Raw genomic sequence first — 13,942 nt, 5'->3', positions numbered from 1 at the left:
AGACGTTCGGGCCGCGTGCTCCGGCCACGGGGGCGGACACACGAAGGCGTGACCGCGAAGAGGGCCAATTGTTGCTTCGCAGTCACGCCGTCGGGATTTCGGGGTGGGGCGGGGGAGGCATCGAGGGACCGTATCGATGCCTCCCCCGCCCCGTGTGTCACCGCCGGGCGAAGGCCGCGACGGGGTTCTTGAGGTTGCCGATCAGCTGGAGGGCCGCCGCCGGGTCGGCGAGGTCGACCATCTGCTTGTTGTTGCGCAGCTGGAGGCGGTTCAGGCAGGACAGCTGGAACTCCTGCGCGAACAGGTCGTACCGCTCGAAGCGCTCCGCGAGCTGCGGCATCGACTCCTGGTATGCGTGGCCGCAGTCCGCGACCGCCTGCCAGAAGGTGTCCTCGTCGCAGATGCCCTCGTCCGCCAGGATCGCGCCGAGGAAGCGGAAGAAGCAGTCGAAGACATCGGTGAAGATCGACAGGAGCTTCATGTCCTCGGGGATGTCCGCCCGGACCCGCTCGACCGCGGGCGGCAGCACCGCGTCCGCGTCCATGATGACGATCTCCTCGGCGATGTCCTTGAAGATCGCCCGCTTCACCAGGCCGCCCTCGATGACGAGGATGGTGTTCTCGCCGTGCGGCATGTACGCGAGGTCGTACTGGTAGAAGCAGTGCAGCAGCGGCACCAGGTAGGCACGCAGGTAGTGGCGCAGCCACTCGGCCGGGGTCAGACCCGATTCCGCGATCAGCGCGCCGACGAAGGACTTGCCCTCGGCGTCCACGTGCAGGAGCGAGGCCATCGTGGCGAGGCGCTCGTCGCCCTGGATCGAGTTCACCGGGGACTCGCGCCACAGCGCGGCCAGCATCTTGCGGTACGGGGAGTACCGGTCGGTGGCGCGCTCGTACTGGCGGTGGTGGTAGCCGATCGCCGCGCGCTCGCGGATGATCGAGAAGTCCACCGACTTGAGGACCTCGTCGCCCTCGATCAGCTGGTGCAGCCAGTCGTTGATGGCCGGGGTGGCCTCCATGTACGCGGCCGACAGGCCTCGCATGAAGCCCATGTTCAGGACCGAGATGGCGGTCTTGACGTAGTGCTTGTGCGGCGCGCTCCGGTTGAAGAACGTGCGGATCGACTGCTGCGCGAGGTACGCGTCCGGGCCCTCGCCCAGCAGCACCAGGCGGCGATTGGCGATCTCGGCCGCGAAGGTGACCGTGGTCTTGTTCCACCACTGCCACGGGTGCACGGGGAAGAGGTGGAAGTCGGCCAGGTCCAGGCCCAGCGCGGTCATCCGCTCGGCGAAGACGCCGATGGTCTCGTCGCCGAGCTCCTCGCGCATGAAGGAGTCGTGGTCCAGGCCGGCGCCCGCCGTGAAGGTGGAGACGTCCTTGCGGGCGGCGACCCACACGAGGTGGACGGGGCTGGCGGTCTCCGGGGCGTACGAGAGGTACTCGTGCACGCCGAAGCCGAGCCGGCCGTTGTTCGCGACGAAGCAGGGGTGGCCCTCGGTCATGCCCGTCTCGATGTCCTGGAAGGAGGACTTCGCGAGGACGTCGGAGGAGACCTGCGGCTTCGTGTACTTGTAGCCGGTGCCGGCCAGGGTGGAGGAGATCTCCTCCAGGTAGACGGGCAGTACCTCGGGGCTCAGGCCCAGGGCCTCGCGCAGCTCGATGTGGAAGTCGAGGGCGTCCAGCTCCAGCTCGGCGCCGTCCCGGTGGCGGGTGATGGAGGCCTCGTCGACCGACCAGTGGTCGAGGGCGTGCAGGACGGCCTTGAAGCGGTACTCCACGGTGGAGTCGTCGCTGAGGACCGAGTAGAAGCCCTCGCCCAGCGGCTTCGGGGTCAGCAGGCGCTCGTGGGAGAACTCCGCGAGGCCCTTGCGGACCAGGGCGCGGTTGGCGCGGGCCCACAGCTCGGGGGAGAGGTGGGCGACGGCGTCGGCGAGGCTCATATGGAGACCCCCTGGGCGGCCGTGGCGGCCTCGAACCGGGCGCGGGTGCAGAAGCTCAGCAGGGCTTCCTTCTCCGGCTTGGTGACCTGGCGCTCCGGTACGAAGCCGACGGCCTCGTTCAGGGCGTGCACGGCGGTGTTGGCGACGTCCGGCTCGACGACGACGCGCTCGGTGGCGGGGTCGGTGAAGATCGCGGCCATCACCGTGGTGATGACGGCGCGGGTGAAGCCGTGCAGCGGGGTGTCGCTCGGGGCGACGAGGAAGTGCATGCCGACATCGCCGGGCTGGGCGTCGTAGAGGCCGACCAGCTCCAGCTCGGACGGGTCGTAGGTCTCCATGAGGAAGGCGGGACGGCCCTCGTGCAGGCCGATGAAGGCCTGGTGGTGCTCGTGGGCGGCGATCCGCATGTACTCGCGCTCGACGTCCGGCAGGGACGCGTCCTGCATCATCCAGAACGAGGCCTTCGGGTGGGTGACCCAGCCGTGGAGCAGCTCCGCGTCGGCGAAGGGGTCCAGGGGGCGCACGGCGAAGGAGCCGAGTTCCGTGTCGGTGCGGGAGAAGAGGAGTTCGGTGGTGCTCATCAGAGGGTGCCTTCCGGGGCGGCGAACTGCTGGAACGCGATGGACTTCTCGACCTTGTAGTGCTCGCGGCCGAGGAGCTCACCGACGATGTACGCGTTCCGGTACGCCGCCATGCCCAGGTCGGGCGAGGTGAGGGAGTGGTTGTGGGTGGTGCCGTTCTGCAGGTAGACCCCGCGGCCCGTGGTGTCGATGCTGTAGTTGCGGGCGGCGTCGAGACGGCCGTGCCCGTCGAAGTTCAGCCGGTCGCGCACCGGGTTCAGGAACTCCGGGAACGTGTACTTGTAGCCGGTGGCCAGCACCAGGCCCTCGGAGGCGAGGGAGAAGTCCCGCTCCTGCTCCTCCTGGCGCAGCCCCAGCGTGTACGTGCCCGTGGTGGTGTCGTACGCGGTGCTGTTCAGGGAGGTGTTGGTCAGCAGGGTGGTCGGGACCTGGCCCGGCATGCTGATCTTCTTCTGGTAGAGCAGGTCGAAGATGGCGTTGATCAGGTCGCCGTCGATGCCCTTGAAGAGGTTCTTCTGCTGGGTCTCCAGCCGGTACCGGGTGTCCTCGGGGAGCGCGTGGAAGTAGTCCACGTACTCGGGGGAGGTCATCTCCAGGGTCAGCTTCGTGTACTCCAGCGGGAAGAACCGCGGTGAGCGGGTGACCCAGTTGAGCTGGTAGCCGTGGACGTCGATCTCGGCGAGGAGGTCGTAGTAGATCTCGGCCGCGCTCTGGCCGGAGCCGATGAGGGTGATCGACTTCTTCTTCTGCAGCTCCGCCTTGTTCTGCATGTAGGCGGAGTTGTGCAGGAAGTCGCCGCCCAGGCCCTCGCAGGACTGCGGGACGTGCGGCGGGGTGCCGGTGCCCAGGACCAGGCGGGGGGCCCGGTGGGTCTCGCCCTTGTCCGTGTGGACCTCGTACAGGCCGGCCTGCTCGTCGTAGGTGACCTCGGTGACCGAGGTGGACCACCGGACGTTGTCGAGGCGGTCGGCGGCCCAGCGGCAGTAGTCGTTGTACTCGGCCCGCAGCGGGTAGAAGTTCTCCCGGATGTAGAAGGAGTACAGCCGGTCCTTGTCCTTCAGGTAGTTCAGGAAGGAGAAGGGCGAGGTCGGGTCGGCGAGCGTGACCAGGTCCGACATGAAGGGCGTCTGCAGGTGGGCGCCGTCCAGGAACATTCCGGCGTGCCACTCGAAGTGCGGCTTCGACTCGATGAAGAGACCGTCGATCTCGTCGAGCGGGGCGGTCAGGCAGGCGAGTCCCAGATTGAACGGACCGACGCCGATGCCGATGAAGTCGTGGGTCTTAGCGGTGGAGGGCAAGGGATTCTCCCAGGAACTGCTCGGCATGTGCGGCGAGAAGGTCGAGGACGGCAGCGATGTCGGCCGTCGTGGTCTGCGGGTTGAGGAGGGTGAACTTCAGGTACTGCTTCCCGTCCACCTTGGTGCCGGCGACGACGGCCTCACCGGAGGCGAACAGGGCCTTGCGGGCGTGCAGGTTGGCCTCGTCGACCAGGTCGCCGCGGACGTCCTCGCCCTGCGGGACGTAGCGGAAGACGAGGGTGGAGATCTGCGGCTTGACGACGACCTCGAAGCGCGGGTCGGCGTCGATGATGTCCCAGCCGGCCGCGGCCAGGTCGATGACCTCGTCGAAGAGCGAGCCGACACCGTCGGCGCCCATGACGCGCAGGGTCACCCAGAGCTTGAGCGCGTCGAACCGGCGCGTGGTCTGGATGGACTTGTCGACCTGGTTGGGGATGCGCTCCTCGGCCATGCGGCGCGGGTTGAGGTAGTCCGCGTGGTACGTGGCGTGCTTGAGGGTGTCGCGGTCGCGCACCAGGATGGCGCTGGAGCTGACCGGCTGGAAGAACGACTTGTGGTAGTCGACCGTGACCGAGTCGGCGCGCTCGATGCCGTCGAGGAGGTGGCGGCGGGTCGGGGACGCCAGCAGTCCGCAGCCGTAGGCGGCGTCCACGTGCATCCACGCGGAGTGCTCGTCGGCCAGGCGGGCGATCTCGGGGAGCGGGTCGATGGACCCGAAGTCGGTGGTGCCGGCGGTGGCGACGACGGCCATCGGGAAGAGGCCCTCGGAGGCGCACTCCTCCAGTTCCAGGGCGAGCACCGCGGTGTCCATCCGGCGGTTGCGGTCGACCGGGACGGAGATGACGGCCTCGTAGCCGAGTCCGAGCATGGCGGCCGACTTCTGGACGCTGAAGTGGCTGGCCTCGGAGGTGAAGATGCGCAGCTTCGGCAGGAGTTCGGCCTTGGTGAGCTCGCGTCCCTCGTCGAGGGCCTTCTTCATGACCAGGCGGCAGGCCTCGTCACGGGCGAGGAGCAGTGCGTGGAAGTTGGACTGGCTGCCGCCGGAGGTGAAGATGCCGTCCGCGGCGGGGCCGAGGCCGATGCGCTCGGTGGTCCAGTCGATGAGGCGGCGCTCGATGAGCGTGCCGCCGATGGACTGGTCCCAGGTGTCGAGCGAGGAGTTGACGGCCGAGAGGATCGCCTCGCCGAGCACGGCGGGGATGACGACCGGGCAGTTGAGGTGGCCCAGGTAGCGCGGGTGGTGGAAGTACACCGCGTCGCGCAGGTAGACGTCCTCCAGCTCGTCCAGGACGGCGGCCGCGTCGGCGAGCGGCTTGTCCAGGTCGATCCCGTTGATGACCGGGGCGAGTTCGTCGACGGATATACCGGTGTGGGGCCGCTGCGTCGTCGCGAGTTTGGCGGCGACGCGGTCGACGCCCTCGGTGACGGAGCGCCGGTAGAGGTCCGCGGTCGTCTCGTTCAGCAGATGCGAGCGCATCAACTTTCCTCCGGGCAGGGGGTGGAGAAGGGGTGGGGTGTGGCGTGCGTGGATTAGGTTAGCCTAACCTTAGTATTTCGCCAAATGCAGACAGGCCCTGGCTGAAAAGCCAGGGCCTGCGGCAACTGCTCTATGGGGTAAGGGAACTGACTACAGCTCGGACGTCGGGTCCTCGCTGGGAGCCTTGCCCGCGTACGCCTCGGCGAGGAGCTGTTCCTCGCTCGCGCCGAGCCGCCAGTAGCCGGTGAAACGCACAGCGCGGCGGTCGACGGATCGTTCCTGCACGAAGTGCCGGCGGACCGCGCGAATCGTGCCCGCCTCGCCCGCCAGCCAGACGTACGGGGCAACGGCCGCGTCGGGTCCGGCCGCGCGCAGCGCGCTCAGCACCTGCTCCGTCCGCTCCCGGCCGTCGCTCTCGCGCACGATCCAGGTGATGTCGGCGTCGGCGGGCGCCCTGAGGTCGAGCCGGTCGTCCTCGTGCGGGACCTCGAACCAGGCCCTGACCCGGGTCCCGGCGGGCAGCCGGTCCAGGATCGCGGCCGCGGCCGGCAGGGCGGTCTCGTCCGCGTACATCCAGATCTCGTCGGTGTCGGCCGGCGGCTGGAAGCGTACGGACTTGTTCTCCGCGACGGCCGGTCCGATCGCCATGATCCGGCGGCCGGCCACCGCCCGCCCCGCCCAGCGGGACGCGGGGCTCGTGTCCCCGTGGAGGACGAAGTCGATGTCGACCTCGTCCGCCCCCTCGGGCGTACGGCGCTGCTCGCGCACCGTGTAGGAGCGCATCACCGGCCGCTCCTCGTCCGGCATTGCGCGCCAGGCGGTGAACCAGGTGTCCTCGTCCGTGGACGGGAGCACCGTGTGCTCCTGGCCGGACGCGGGCAGGAAGAGCGACAGGCTCTGGTCGAAGCCGCCCGAACGGAAGCCCGCGAGGGACTCCCCGCCGAACGTGACCCGCAGGAACGAGTGGCCCAGACGGCGCGTGCGGAGCACTTCGAGCTCGAAGAACCGGAAGTGTGCGACGGCCGGGGCGTCGGATGCGGTGGCGGTCATGCGGAGAGGTCCCCCTGGGAATCAGCCGGAGTGAAAGGCGGTCAGCCGAGCTTCTTGGCGTTCTGGATGGACTTCGCGAGGTCTTCCAGGATCTGCGCGCACTTGTCGTACGAGTAGATCGGCTCGGTCACGCGCGAGACGACCTGACCGGCCTTGACGGCGGGCAGCTCGTTCCAGGTCGGCTTGGCCTTCAGCTGCTCGGGCTGCAGGGTGCCGGTGCGGTTGTCGAGCAGGATGACGTCGGCCTTGTACTTGCCGGCGTTCTCCCAGCTGAGGGCCTCGAAGAAGCCGCTCTCGTCCAGCTTCTCGGGGGTGACGAACTCGACGCCGAGCTCCTTGAAGTACTTCAGGTCGGCCGCGGTGTCCGGGGTGGACGCGTAGAACAGGGCGTCGGCCCCGGAGCCGGCCAGCACCTTGACGCCGGGGTTCGCCTTGGTGGCCTCGCGGACCTTGGCGGTGGCGGCCTCGAAGCGCGCCTTGGAGTCGACGACGTTCTTGGCGCCCAGGTCGGCGCCCAGGGACTTGGCCAGGTCGGCCGTGCGCTCCAGGGCCTTGGGCATCGAGGTGTCGCCGCCCACGGAGACGGCGGCGGCCGGGGCCAGCTGCAGGATCTTGTCCTTGGAGGCCTCCGGGACGTACCAGTAGGTGCCGTCCCAGGTGTTGGTGACGAGGAGGTCGGGCTGGAGCGAGGCGTACTTCTCGACGTTGAACTGGTCGAAGACGTTGCCGAGGATCTCGACCTTGGTGACGTCGAGCGAACCGGCCTGGACGTCGGGCTTGCCGTCGGCGGTCGTGGTCGGGCCGAACACGCCCTTGACCGGGACGCCGTAGTCGTGGAGCGCGGCGGCGGTGCCGGTGAAGCCGACGATGTTCTTCGGCTTGGCCTTGGTGGTGACGTCCTTGCCGAGGTCGTCCTTGAAGGTCCAGGAGCCGGAGGTCGCGGCGCCGTTGTCCTTGCCGCCGTCACCCTTCGCCGAGTCGGTGCCACCGCACGCGGCGAGCGCAGCCACGAGGCCGAGGGCGCCGCCCGCCGCGATGAAACCGCGACGAGTGAAGGAAGAGGTTCGGGACTTGGGCATGTCGATGTCCGCTTTCGTGCGTGCCGGGGCGACCACTGGGCCGTTCGGTGAGAAGGTTAGCCTAACCTAAGACATTGTCCAGCGGTGGTCCAAGATCCGATCGTGAGGTGGATCACCCTCATCGAAGTCCGGGCCGACCGGCCGCAATCCCCATCACCCGCCGGTGAACCGGGCGTTCGCCCGGATCGCGCCGGCCGTCCCGCACCGAGGGACGCCGCTCAGGTGACGCCGATCATGAGCATGAATACTGGGCGCATGCGAAGGCAATGGTGGATAACCGCAGGAGTGAACCTGCTGATGGGAGTGCCGGCCGTCGTGCCGGTCTGGCTCCTTTGGTACATCGCCGTCAACGGGCCGCTCGCCGACCTCGGCTGGACCGTCCGGGAACCCACGGAGAACGACGGCATGATGCTGGTGATCCTGGTCCCGATCGTGACCGCGTCCGTGCTGCTGTGGTGGCTCGCCAACCACTTCGTACGGCGATGGAACACGGCGGCGGCCCGGGTCTACTGGCCCGTGTGCGCCCTGGTGACCCTGGTTCCCACGTTCGCGCTCATGGCCCTTCTGTGACCGCCCGCCGACATGCCGAAGTCCGGCGCGGGCACGGGGCCCACGCCGGACGTCGTCATCGGGTGCCTCAGCCGGCGAAGCCCAGCTCGCGCGCGATCAGCATGCGCTGCACCTCGCTCGTGCCCTCGCCGATCTCCAGGATCTTGGAGTCCCGCCACATGCGGGCCACCGGGTACTCGTTCATGAAGCCGTAGCCGCCGTGGATCTGGGTCGCCTCGCGCGCGTTGTCGACGGCGACCGTCGAGGAGTACAGCTTCGCGATCGCCGCCTCCTTCTTGAACGGCTCCCCGGACACCAGCCGCGACGCCGCGTCGCGCCAGCCGATGCGGGCCATGTGGGCGCGCATCTCCATGTCGGCGAGCTTGAACTGGATCGCCTGGTTGTCGCCGATCGCCTTGCCGAAGGCGTGCCGCTCCTTGGCGTACTTCACCGACTCGTCCACACAGCCCTGCGCGAGACCGGTCGCGAGCGCGGAGATGGCGATCCGGCCCTCGTCGAGGATCCGCAGGAACTGCGCGTAGCCGCGGCCCTCCTGGCCCACCAGGTTGGCCAGGGGGACCCGTACGCCGTCGAAGGACAGCTCACGGGTGTCCGAGGAGTTCCAGCCCACCTTGGAGTACGGCGCGGCCACCGTGAAGCCCGGGGTGCCGGACGGGACGATGATCGAGGAGATCTCCGGGCGGCCGTCCGCCTTGCGGCCCGTCACCGCGGTGACGGTGACCAGACCGGTGATGTCCGTACCGGAGTTGGTGATGAAGCACTTCGAGCCGTTGATGACCCACTCGTCGCCGTCCTTGACGGCGGTGGTGCGGGTGCCGCCCGCGTCGGAGCCGGCGCCGGGCTCCGTCAGGCCGAAGGCGCCGAGGATCTCGCCGGAGCACATCTTCGGCAGCCACTCGCTCTTCTGCTCCTCCGAGCCGAAGAGGTAGATCGGCATGGCGCCGAGGGAGACCCCGGCCTCCAGGGTGATGGCGACCGAGGAGTCGACGCGGGCCAGCTCCTCCAGGGCGATGCCGAGGGCGAGGTAGTCCCCGCCCATGCCGCCGTACTCCTCCGGGAAGGGCAGGCCGAACAGGCCCATGCGGCCCATCTCGGCGACGATCTCGTACGGGAACTCGTGCCGCTCGTACAGGTCGCCGATCTTCGGGGCGACGACGTCGTGCGCGAACGCCTCGACGGTGCGGCGGAGTTCCTCGTGCTCAGGGGTGAGCCGGTGGTCGAGGGACATGGTGTGACTACTCCTTGTGGGAGAGGGCGCGGACGGTACGGGAGGGGCTGGGGCGTCCCAGCTGTTCGGCCATCCACACGCTCGTGGCGGTGAGGGCGGCCAGATCGACCCCGGTCGCGATGCCGAGGCCGTCGAGCATCCACACCAGGTCCTCGGTCGCGAGGTTGCCGGTGGCGCTCTTCGCGTACGGGCATCCGCCGAGGCCGCCCGCGGAGGCGTCGACGGTGGTCACGCCGTGCTGGAGCGCGGCGAGGGTGTTGGACAGGGCCTGGCCGTAGGTGTCGTGGAAGTGCACGCCGATCCGGTCGGTCGTGACCCCGGCCTCGTTCAGTGCGGCGAGCAGGGCCTGGACATGGCCCGGGGTGGCCACACCGATCGTGTCGCCGAGGCTCAGCTCGTCACAGCCGAGGTCCAGCAGGGCCTTGGCGACGGAGACGACCTGATGGACCGGGACCGGGCCCTCCCAGGGGTCGCCGAAGCACATCGAGAGGTAGCCGCGGACGTGCGCGTCGCCCTCCTTGGCCCGGGCCACGACGGGCTCGAACATGGCGAGGGACTCGGCGACGGTGCGGTTGAGGTTGCGGGACGCGAAGGTCTCGGTCGCCGAGCCGAACACCGCGATACGGGTGGCCCCGAGGGCGAGCGCACGGTCGAGGCCGCGCTCGTTCGGGACGAGGACGGGCAGGTCCGCGGCGACGTCGGCGAGCTGCGGGAACAGCTCCTCCGCGTCCGCCAGTTGGGGCACCCACTTGGGGTGCACGAAGCTGGTGGCCTCGATGGTCGTCAGCCCGGCGGCGGCGAGGCGGTGGATGAACTCCGCCTTGACGGCCGTGGGGACGGCGCCCTTCTCGTTCTGCAGCCCGTCGCGGGCGCCGACCTCGTGGATACGGACCCGGGCCGGGAGGCCGGCGGCCGGGACGTTCATGGGCAGCCTGTTCACGCGGCGTCCTCCTTGCCCTCGTTCGCGTCCTCGTCCGGGGTGACGACGGCCAGGATCTGGTCCATGGCGACCGTGCTGCCGGGGGTCACGTCCAGCTCGGTGACGGTGCCGGCGTGCGGGGCGGAGATGACGTGCTCCATCTTCATCGCCTCGACGACGAGGAGGCTCTGCCCGGCCGCGACCTTGTCACCGACGGCCACCTTGACCACGGTGACGGTGCCGGGCATCGGGGCGGCGAGGGTGTCGGCGCCCGCGCTCGCCGCGCCGTGGGCGGACACCGGGTCGTGGTGCTGCACGTGCCAGGAGTCGGCGTCGCGGCCGAGCCAGGTCCCCTCCGGGGAGGTGGCGTGGCTGAAGCGGTGGGTGACGCCGTCGAGTTCGACGGTGACGGCATCGGGGGTGCGGCTGATGATCCGGGCTCGCGCCGGTGTGCCGGGGCTCTGCCCCAGACCCCGCGCCTCAATCGCCGGCGAGGCTGGATCGGCCCCGGCCTCATCGATCAGCAGCTCGTGGCCGGTGCCCTGGGCGCGGGATCGGACCGTCACCGGGTCTTGGCCGGGAAGGCGGAAGTGGTGGACCGTCCATGCGGGCGTGCCGCCCAGGCGCCAGCCGCTGGCGGCGTCGAACGGGTCGACCCACTGATTCAGCCCGTCCGGCGTTCGAGGACCGGGGGCCGGGGCGGAGCCCCGGTTTCGGGAAGGGGCGGGGTGGGGGATGTCCAGCAGCGCAGCGGCCGCGTACACCTCGGCCGGTACCCCCTCCGGGAGGAGCCCGGAAAGGTCCCGCTCGACCAGGCCGGTGTCCAGGTCGCCGGAAACGACGTCCGGGTGGGCCAGCAGCCTGCGCAGGAAGCCGGCGTTCGTCTGGACACCCAGGATCACGGTGTCGGCCAGCGCCGCCCGCAGCATGCGCAGGGCCGTCGGGCGGTCCGGGCCGTGGACGATGACCTTCGACAGCATCGGGTCGTAGGTGGAGCCCACCGGGACGCCCGCCGTCAGGCCGGAGTCCGTGCGTACCGCACCGCCCGAGGGCTCGGACAGGGCCAGCACCGTGCCGCCGGACGGCAGGAACCCGCGCGCCGGGTCCTCCGCGCAGACGCGGGCCTCGATGGCGTGCCCGGTCAGCGTCACCTCGGACTGGTCGAAGCCGAGAGGCGCGCCCGCCGCGACGCGCAGCTGCTGCTCCACCAGGTCCAGCCCGGTGATCAGCTCCGTCACCGGGTGCTCGACCTGGAGGCGGGTGTTCATCTCCATGAAGTAGTAGGAGGAGGGGTCGCCGCCCGGGACGATGAACTCCACCGTGCCCGCGCCGACGTACCCGCAGGAGCGGGCCGCGTCGACCGCTGCCGCGCCCATCGCCGCCCGGGTCTTCTCGTCGAGCAGGACCGACGGGGCCTCCTCGATGACCTTCTGGTGTCGGCGCTGCAGCGAGCACTCGCGCTCGCCCAGGTGCACCACGTTCCCGTGGGCGTCCGCCAGCACCTGGATCTCGATGTGCCGCGGCCGGTCCACCCACCGCTCGACCAGCAGGGTGTCGTCGCCGAAGGAGGACCGCGCCTCGCGGCGGGCCGCCGCGATCTCCTCGGCCAGCACCGCCTCGTCGCGTACCAGCCGCATGCCCTTGCCGCCGCCGCCCGCCGAGGGCTTGAGCAGCACCGGCATACCGATCTCCATCGAGGCGGAGACCAGTTCGGCGTCGGTCAGGCCGCTGCCCGAGGAGCCCGGTACGACGGGCACGCCCGCCGCCTTCACGGTCTCCTTGGCGCGGATCTTGTCGCCCATCAGGTTGATGGCGCTCGCCGGCGGCCCGATGAAGGCGAGGCCGGCGTCGGCGCAGGCCTGCGCGAAGGCCGCGTTCTCGGCGAGGAAGCCGTAGCCGGGGTGGACGGCCTCGGCGCCCGTCCGCTTCGCGGCATCCAGCAGCCGCTCCACCGACAGATAGCTCTCGGCGGCCGCGGCCGGGCCGATCCGGACGGCCGTGTCGGCCTCCCGGACATGGCGGGCGTCCGCGTCGGCGTCGCTGAAGACGGCCACGGAGCGGATGCCGAGCTGCCGCAGGGTGCGGATGACCCGGACCGCGATCTCGCCCCGGTTCGCCACCAGAACAGTGCTGAACATCAGTGAGGTCCTCACGTCACATACGGAAGATGCCGAAGCCCGAGTCGCCCAGCGGGGCGTTCGCGCACGCGGTCAGGGCCAGTCCCAGCACCTGCCGGGTTTCCATCGGGTCGATGACCCCGTCGTCCCACAGCCGCGCGGTGGCGTAGTAGGCGTTGCCCTGCTCCTCGTACTGCGCGCGGACCGGGGCCTTGAAGGCCTCCTCGTCCTCGGCGGGCCATTCCTGGCCCGCGCCCTCGATCTGGTCGCGCTTGACCGTGGCGAGCACCGAGGCAGCCTGCTCCCCGCCCATCACGGAGATCTTGGCGTTGGGCCACATCCACAGGAAGCGGGGCGAGTACGCCCGGCCGCACATCGAGTAGTTGCCGGCGCCGTACGAGCCGCCGACCACCACCGTCAGCTTCGGCACCCGGGTGCAGGCCACCGCCGTCACCATCTTGGCGCCGTGCTTGGCGATGCCGCCGGCCTCGTAGTCCTTGCCGACCATGAAGCCGGAGATGTTCTGGAGGAAGAGGAGCGGGATGCCGCGCTGGTCGCACAGCTCGATGAAGTGCGCGCCCTTCTGCGCGGACTCGGCGAACAGGATGCCGTTGTTGGCGATGATCCCGACCGGGTGTCCGTGGATCCGGGCGAAGCCGGTGACCAGCGTCTGGCCGAACTCGGACTTGAACTCCTGGAAGCGGGAGCCGTCCACGATCCGGGCGATGATCTCGCGGGCGTCGTACGGGGTGCGCGAGTCGACGGGGACCGCGCCGTACAGCCCGTCCGGATCCACCTTGGGCTCTTCCGGCGCCTCGACCGACCAGGGCAGGGCCCCGCGCTCGGGCAGGGTCGCCACGATGTTCCGTACGATCCGCAGCGCGTGCGCGTCGTCCTCCGCGAGGTGGTCGGTCACGCCGGAGATCCGGGAGTGGACCTCGCCGCCGCCGAGCTCCTCGGCCGTGACCACCTCACCGGTGGCGGCCTTCACCAGCGGCGGGCCGCCGAGGAAGATCGTGCCCTGGTTGCGGACGATGACGGCCTCGTCGCTCATGGCCGGTACGTACGCCCCGCCCGCCGTGCAGGAGCCGAGGACGGCGGCGATCTGCGGGATGCCGGCCCCGGACATGCGGGCCTGGTTGTAGAAGATGCGGCCGAAGTGCTCCCGGTCGGGGAAGACCTCGTCCTGCATGGGGAGGAAGGCGCCGCCGGAGTCGACCAGGTAGAGGCAGGGGAGACGGTTCTCCAGGGCCACCTCCTGGGCGCGCAGGTGCTTCTTGACCGTCATCGGGTAGTACGTGCCGCCCTTGACGGTGGCGTCGTTCGCCACGATCACGCACTCGCGGCCGCTGACCCGGCCGATGCCCGCGATGACCCCGGCGGCGGGGGCCGCGCCCCCGTACATGCCCTCGGCGGCCAGCGGGGCCAGCTCCAGGAAGGGTGACCCCGGGTCGAGGAGGGTGTCCACGCGGTCGCGCGGGAGGAGCTTCCCGCGGGCGGTGTGGCGGGCGCGGGCCTTCTCGCCGCCGCCGAGCCGGGCCGCGTCGAGCCGGGCGCGCAGCCCCTCGGTCAGCTCGCGGTGGGCGGCCTCGTTGGTCCGCCAGGCCTCGGACGCCGGGTCCGCGGCGCTCGTCAGCACTGGTGCCTGCTGCATCGGTCGAGCTCCCTTGCTCGTTCCACTTGC

The 13,942-nt window shown here is 70.1% G+C and carries 11 protein-coding genes; 1 reads left to right on the top strand and 10 read right to left on the bottom strand.

All coding sequences use genetic code 11. The features are described from left to right. Positions 1 to 157: 157 nt before the first annotated feature. From ACFY04_RS04135 to ACFY04_RS04110, 6 genes are all read right to left on the bottom strand, one after another. Positions 158 to 1,939, bottom strand: a complete 1,782-nt coding sequence (locus ACFY04_RS04135) for an IucA/IucC family protein (protein WP_389114106.1) — start codon at positions 1,937 to 1,939, stop codon at positions 158 to 160. Further along, on the bottom strand, positions 1,936 to 2,520 hold the full coding sequence (locus ACFY04_RS04130) for a GNAT family N-acetyltransferase (RefSeq protein WP_389114105.1): 585 nt from the start codon (positions 2,518 to 2,520) through the stop codon (positions 1,936 to 1,938). The genes ACFY04_RS04135 and ACFY04_RS04130 overlap by 4 nt, the downstream gene beginning before the upstream one ends. Beyond that, positions 2,520 to 3,818 (bottom strand): lysine N(6)-hydroxylase/L-ornithine N(5)-oxygenase family protein, encoded by a 1,299-nt coding sequence (locus ACFY04_RS04125; protein WP_389114104.1) that lies wholly within the window; start codon positions 3,816 to 3,818, stop codon positions 2,520 to 2,522. The genes ACFY04_RS04130 and ACFY04_RS04125 overlap by 1 nt, the downstream gene beginning before the upstream one ends. Then, complete coding sequence (locus ACFY04_RS04120; RefSeq protein ID WP_389114103.1) at positions 3,802 to 5,295, bottom strand: pyridoxal phosphate-dependent decarboxylase family protein; 1,494 nt, start codon at positions 5,293 to 5,295, stop codon at positions 3,802 to 3,804. The genes ACFY04_RS04125 and ACFY04_RS04120 overlap by 17 nt, the downstream gene beginning before the upstream one ends. A 150-nt stretch (positions 5,296 to 5,445) precedes the next feature. Further along, complete coding sequence (locus ACFY04_RS04115; RefSeq protein ID WP_389114102.1) at positions 5,446 to 6,345, bottom strand: siderophore-interacting protein; 900 nt, start codon at positions 6,343 to 6,345, stop codon at positions 5,446 to 5,448. A 41-nt stretch (positions 6,346 to 6,386) separates the two neighbouring features. Beyond that, positions 6,387 to 7,424 carry an ABC transporter substrate-binding protein gene (locus ACFY04_RS04110; RefSeq protein WP_389114101.1) on the bottom strand — a complete coding sequence of 346 codons (1,038 nt, stop codon included), beginning with the start codon at positions 7,422 to 7,424 and terminating at the stop codon, positions 6,387 to 6,389. A 255-nt stretch (positions 7,425 to 7,679) separates the two neighbouring features. Between ACFY04_RS04110 and ACFY04_RS04105 the strand changes: the two genes are divergently transcribed. After that, positions 7,680 to 7,994 carry a hypothetical protein gene (locus tag ACFY04_RS04105; protein ID WP_389114100.1) on the top strand — a complete coding sequence of 105 codons (315 nt, stop codon included), beginning with the start codon at positions 7,680 to 7,682 and terminating at the stop codon, positions 7,992 to 7,994. 67 nt (positions 7,995 to 8,061) lie between these two features. On the opposite strand, the gene ACFY04_RS04100 is transcribed toward ACFY04_RS04105, so the two are convergent. Genes ACFY04_RS04100 through ACFY04_RS04085 form a run of 4 tightly spaced genes read right to left on the bottom strand, consistent with a single transcriptional unit; the run spans position 8,062 to position 13,912 of the window. Continuing rightward, positions 8,062 to 9,222 carry an acyl-CoA dehydrogenase family protein gene (locus ACFY04_RS04100; RefSeq protein WP_389114099.1) on the bottom strand — a complete coding sequence of 387 codons (1,161 nt, stop codon included), beginning with the start codon at positions 9,220 to 9,222 and terminating at the stop codon, positions 8,062 to 8,064. Positions 9,223 to 9,229: 7 nt separating this feature from the next. Continuing rightward, complete coding sequence (locus ACFY04_RS04095; RefSeq protein WP_389114283.1) at positions 9,230 to 10,147, bottom strand: hydroxymethylglutaryl-CoA lyase; 918 nt, start codon at positions 10,145 to 10,147, stop codon at positions 9,230 to 9,232. Positions 10,148 to 10,158: 11 nt separating this feature from the next. Beyond that, positions 10,159 to 12,279, bottom strand: coding sequence for a biotin carboxylase N-terminal domain-containing protein (locus ACFY04_RS04090; RefSeq protein WP_389114098.1), 2,121 nt, complete (start codon positions 12,277 to 12,279; stop codon positions 10,159 to 10,161). A 16-nt stretch (positions 12,280 to 12,295) separates the two neighbouring features. Then, the gene (locus ACFY04_RS04085) at positions 12,296 to 13,912 is read right to left on the bottom strand and encodes a carboxyl transferase domain-containing protein (RefSeq protein WP_389114097.1); all 1,617 of its coding nucleotides are present in this window, start codon (positions 13,910 to 13,912) and stop codon (positions 12,296 to 12,298) included. Positions 13,913 to 13,942: the final 30 nt, after the last annotated feature.

It is taken from the genome of Streptomyces sp. NPDC001549 (assembly GCF_042894025.1).
GTDB lineage: Bacteria > Actinomycetota > Actinomycetes > Streptomycetales > Streptomycetaceae > Streptomyces > Streptomyces kutzneri.
Note: the sequence above shows the minus strand (reverse complement) of the source record. Positions and strands in the feature narration are given on the sequence as shown.

Bases quoted from the DNA above. Each gene is read 5' to 3' on its own strand.
- ACFY04_RS04085 (WP_389114097.1), bottom strand. From the start codon at position 13,912: ATGCAGCAGGCACCAGTGCTGACGAGCGCCGCGGACCCGGCGTCCGAG.
- ACFY04_RS04095 (WP_389114283.1), bottom strand. From the start codon at position 10,147: ATGAACGTCCCGGCCGCCGGCCTCCCGGCCCGGGTCCGTATCCACGAG.
- ACFY04_RS04115 (WP_389114102.1), bottom strand. From the start codon at position 6,345: ATGACCGCCACCGCATCCGACGCCCCGGCCGTCGCACACTTCCGGTTC.
- ACFY04_RS04110 (WP_389114101.1), bottom strand. From the start codon at position 7,424: ATGCCCAAGTCCCGAACCTCTTCCTTCACTCGTCGCGGTTTCATCGCG.
- ACFY04_RS04120 (WP_389114103.1), bottom strand. From the start codon at position 5,295: ATGCGCTCGCATCTGCTGAACGAGACGACCGCGGACCTCTACCGGCGC.
- ACFY04_RS04135 (WP_389114106.1), bottom strand. From the start codon at position 1,939: ATGAGCCTCGCCGACGCCGTCGCCCACCTCTCCCCCGAGCTGTGGGCC.
- ACFY04_RS04090 (WP_389114098.1), bottom strand. From the start codon at position 12,279: ATGTTCAGCACTGTTCTGGTGGCGAACCGGGGCGAGATCGCGGTCCGG.
- ACFY04_RS04100 (WP_389114099.1), bottom strand. From the start codon at position 9,222: ATGTCCCTCGACCACCGGCTCACCCCTGAGCACGAGGAACTCCGCCGC.
- ACFY04_RS04105 (WP_389114100.1), top strand. From the start codon at position 7,680: ATGCGAAGGCAATGGTGGATAACCGCAGGAGTGAACCTGCTGATGGGA.
- ACFY04_RS04130 (WP_389114105.1), bottom strand. From the start codon at position 2,520: ATGAGCACCACCGAACTCCTCTTCTCCCGCACCGACACGGAACTCGGC.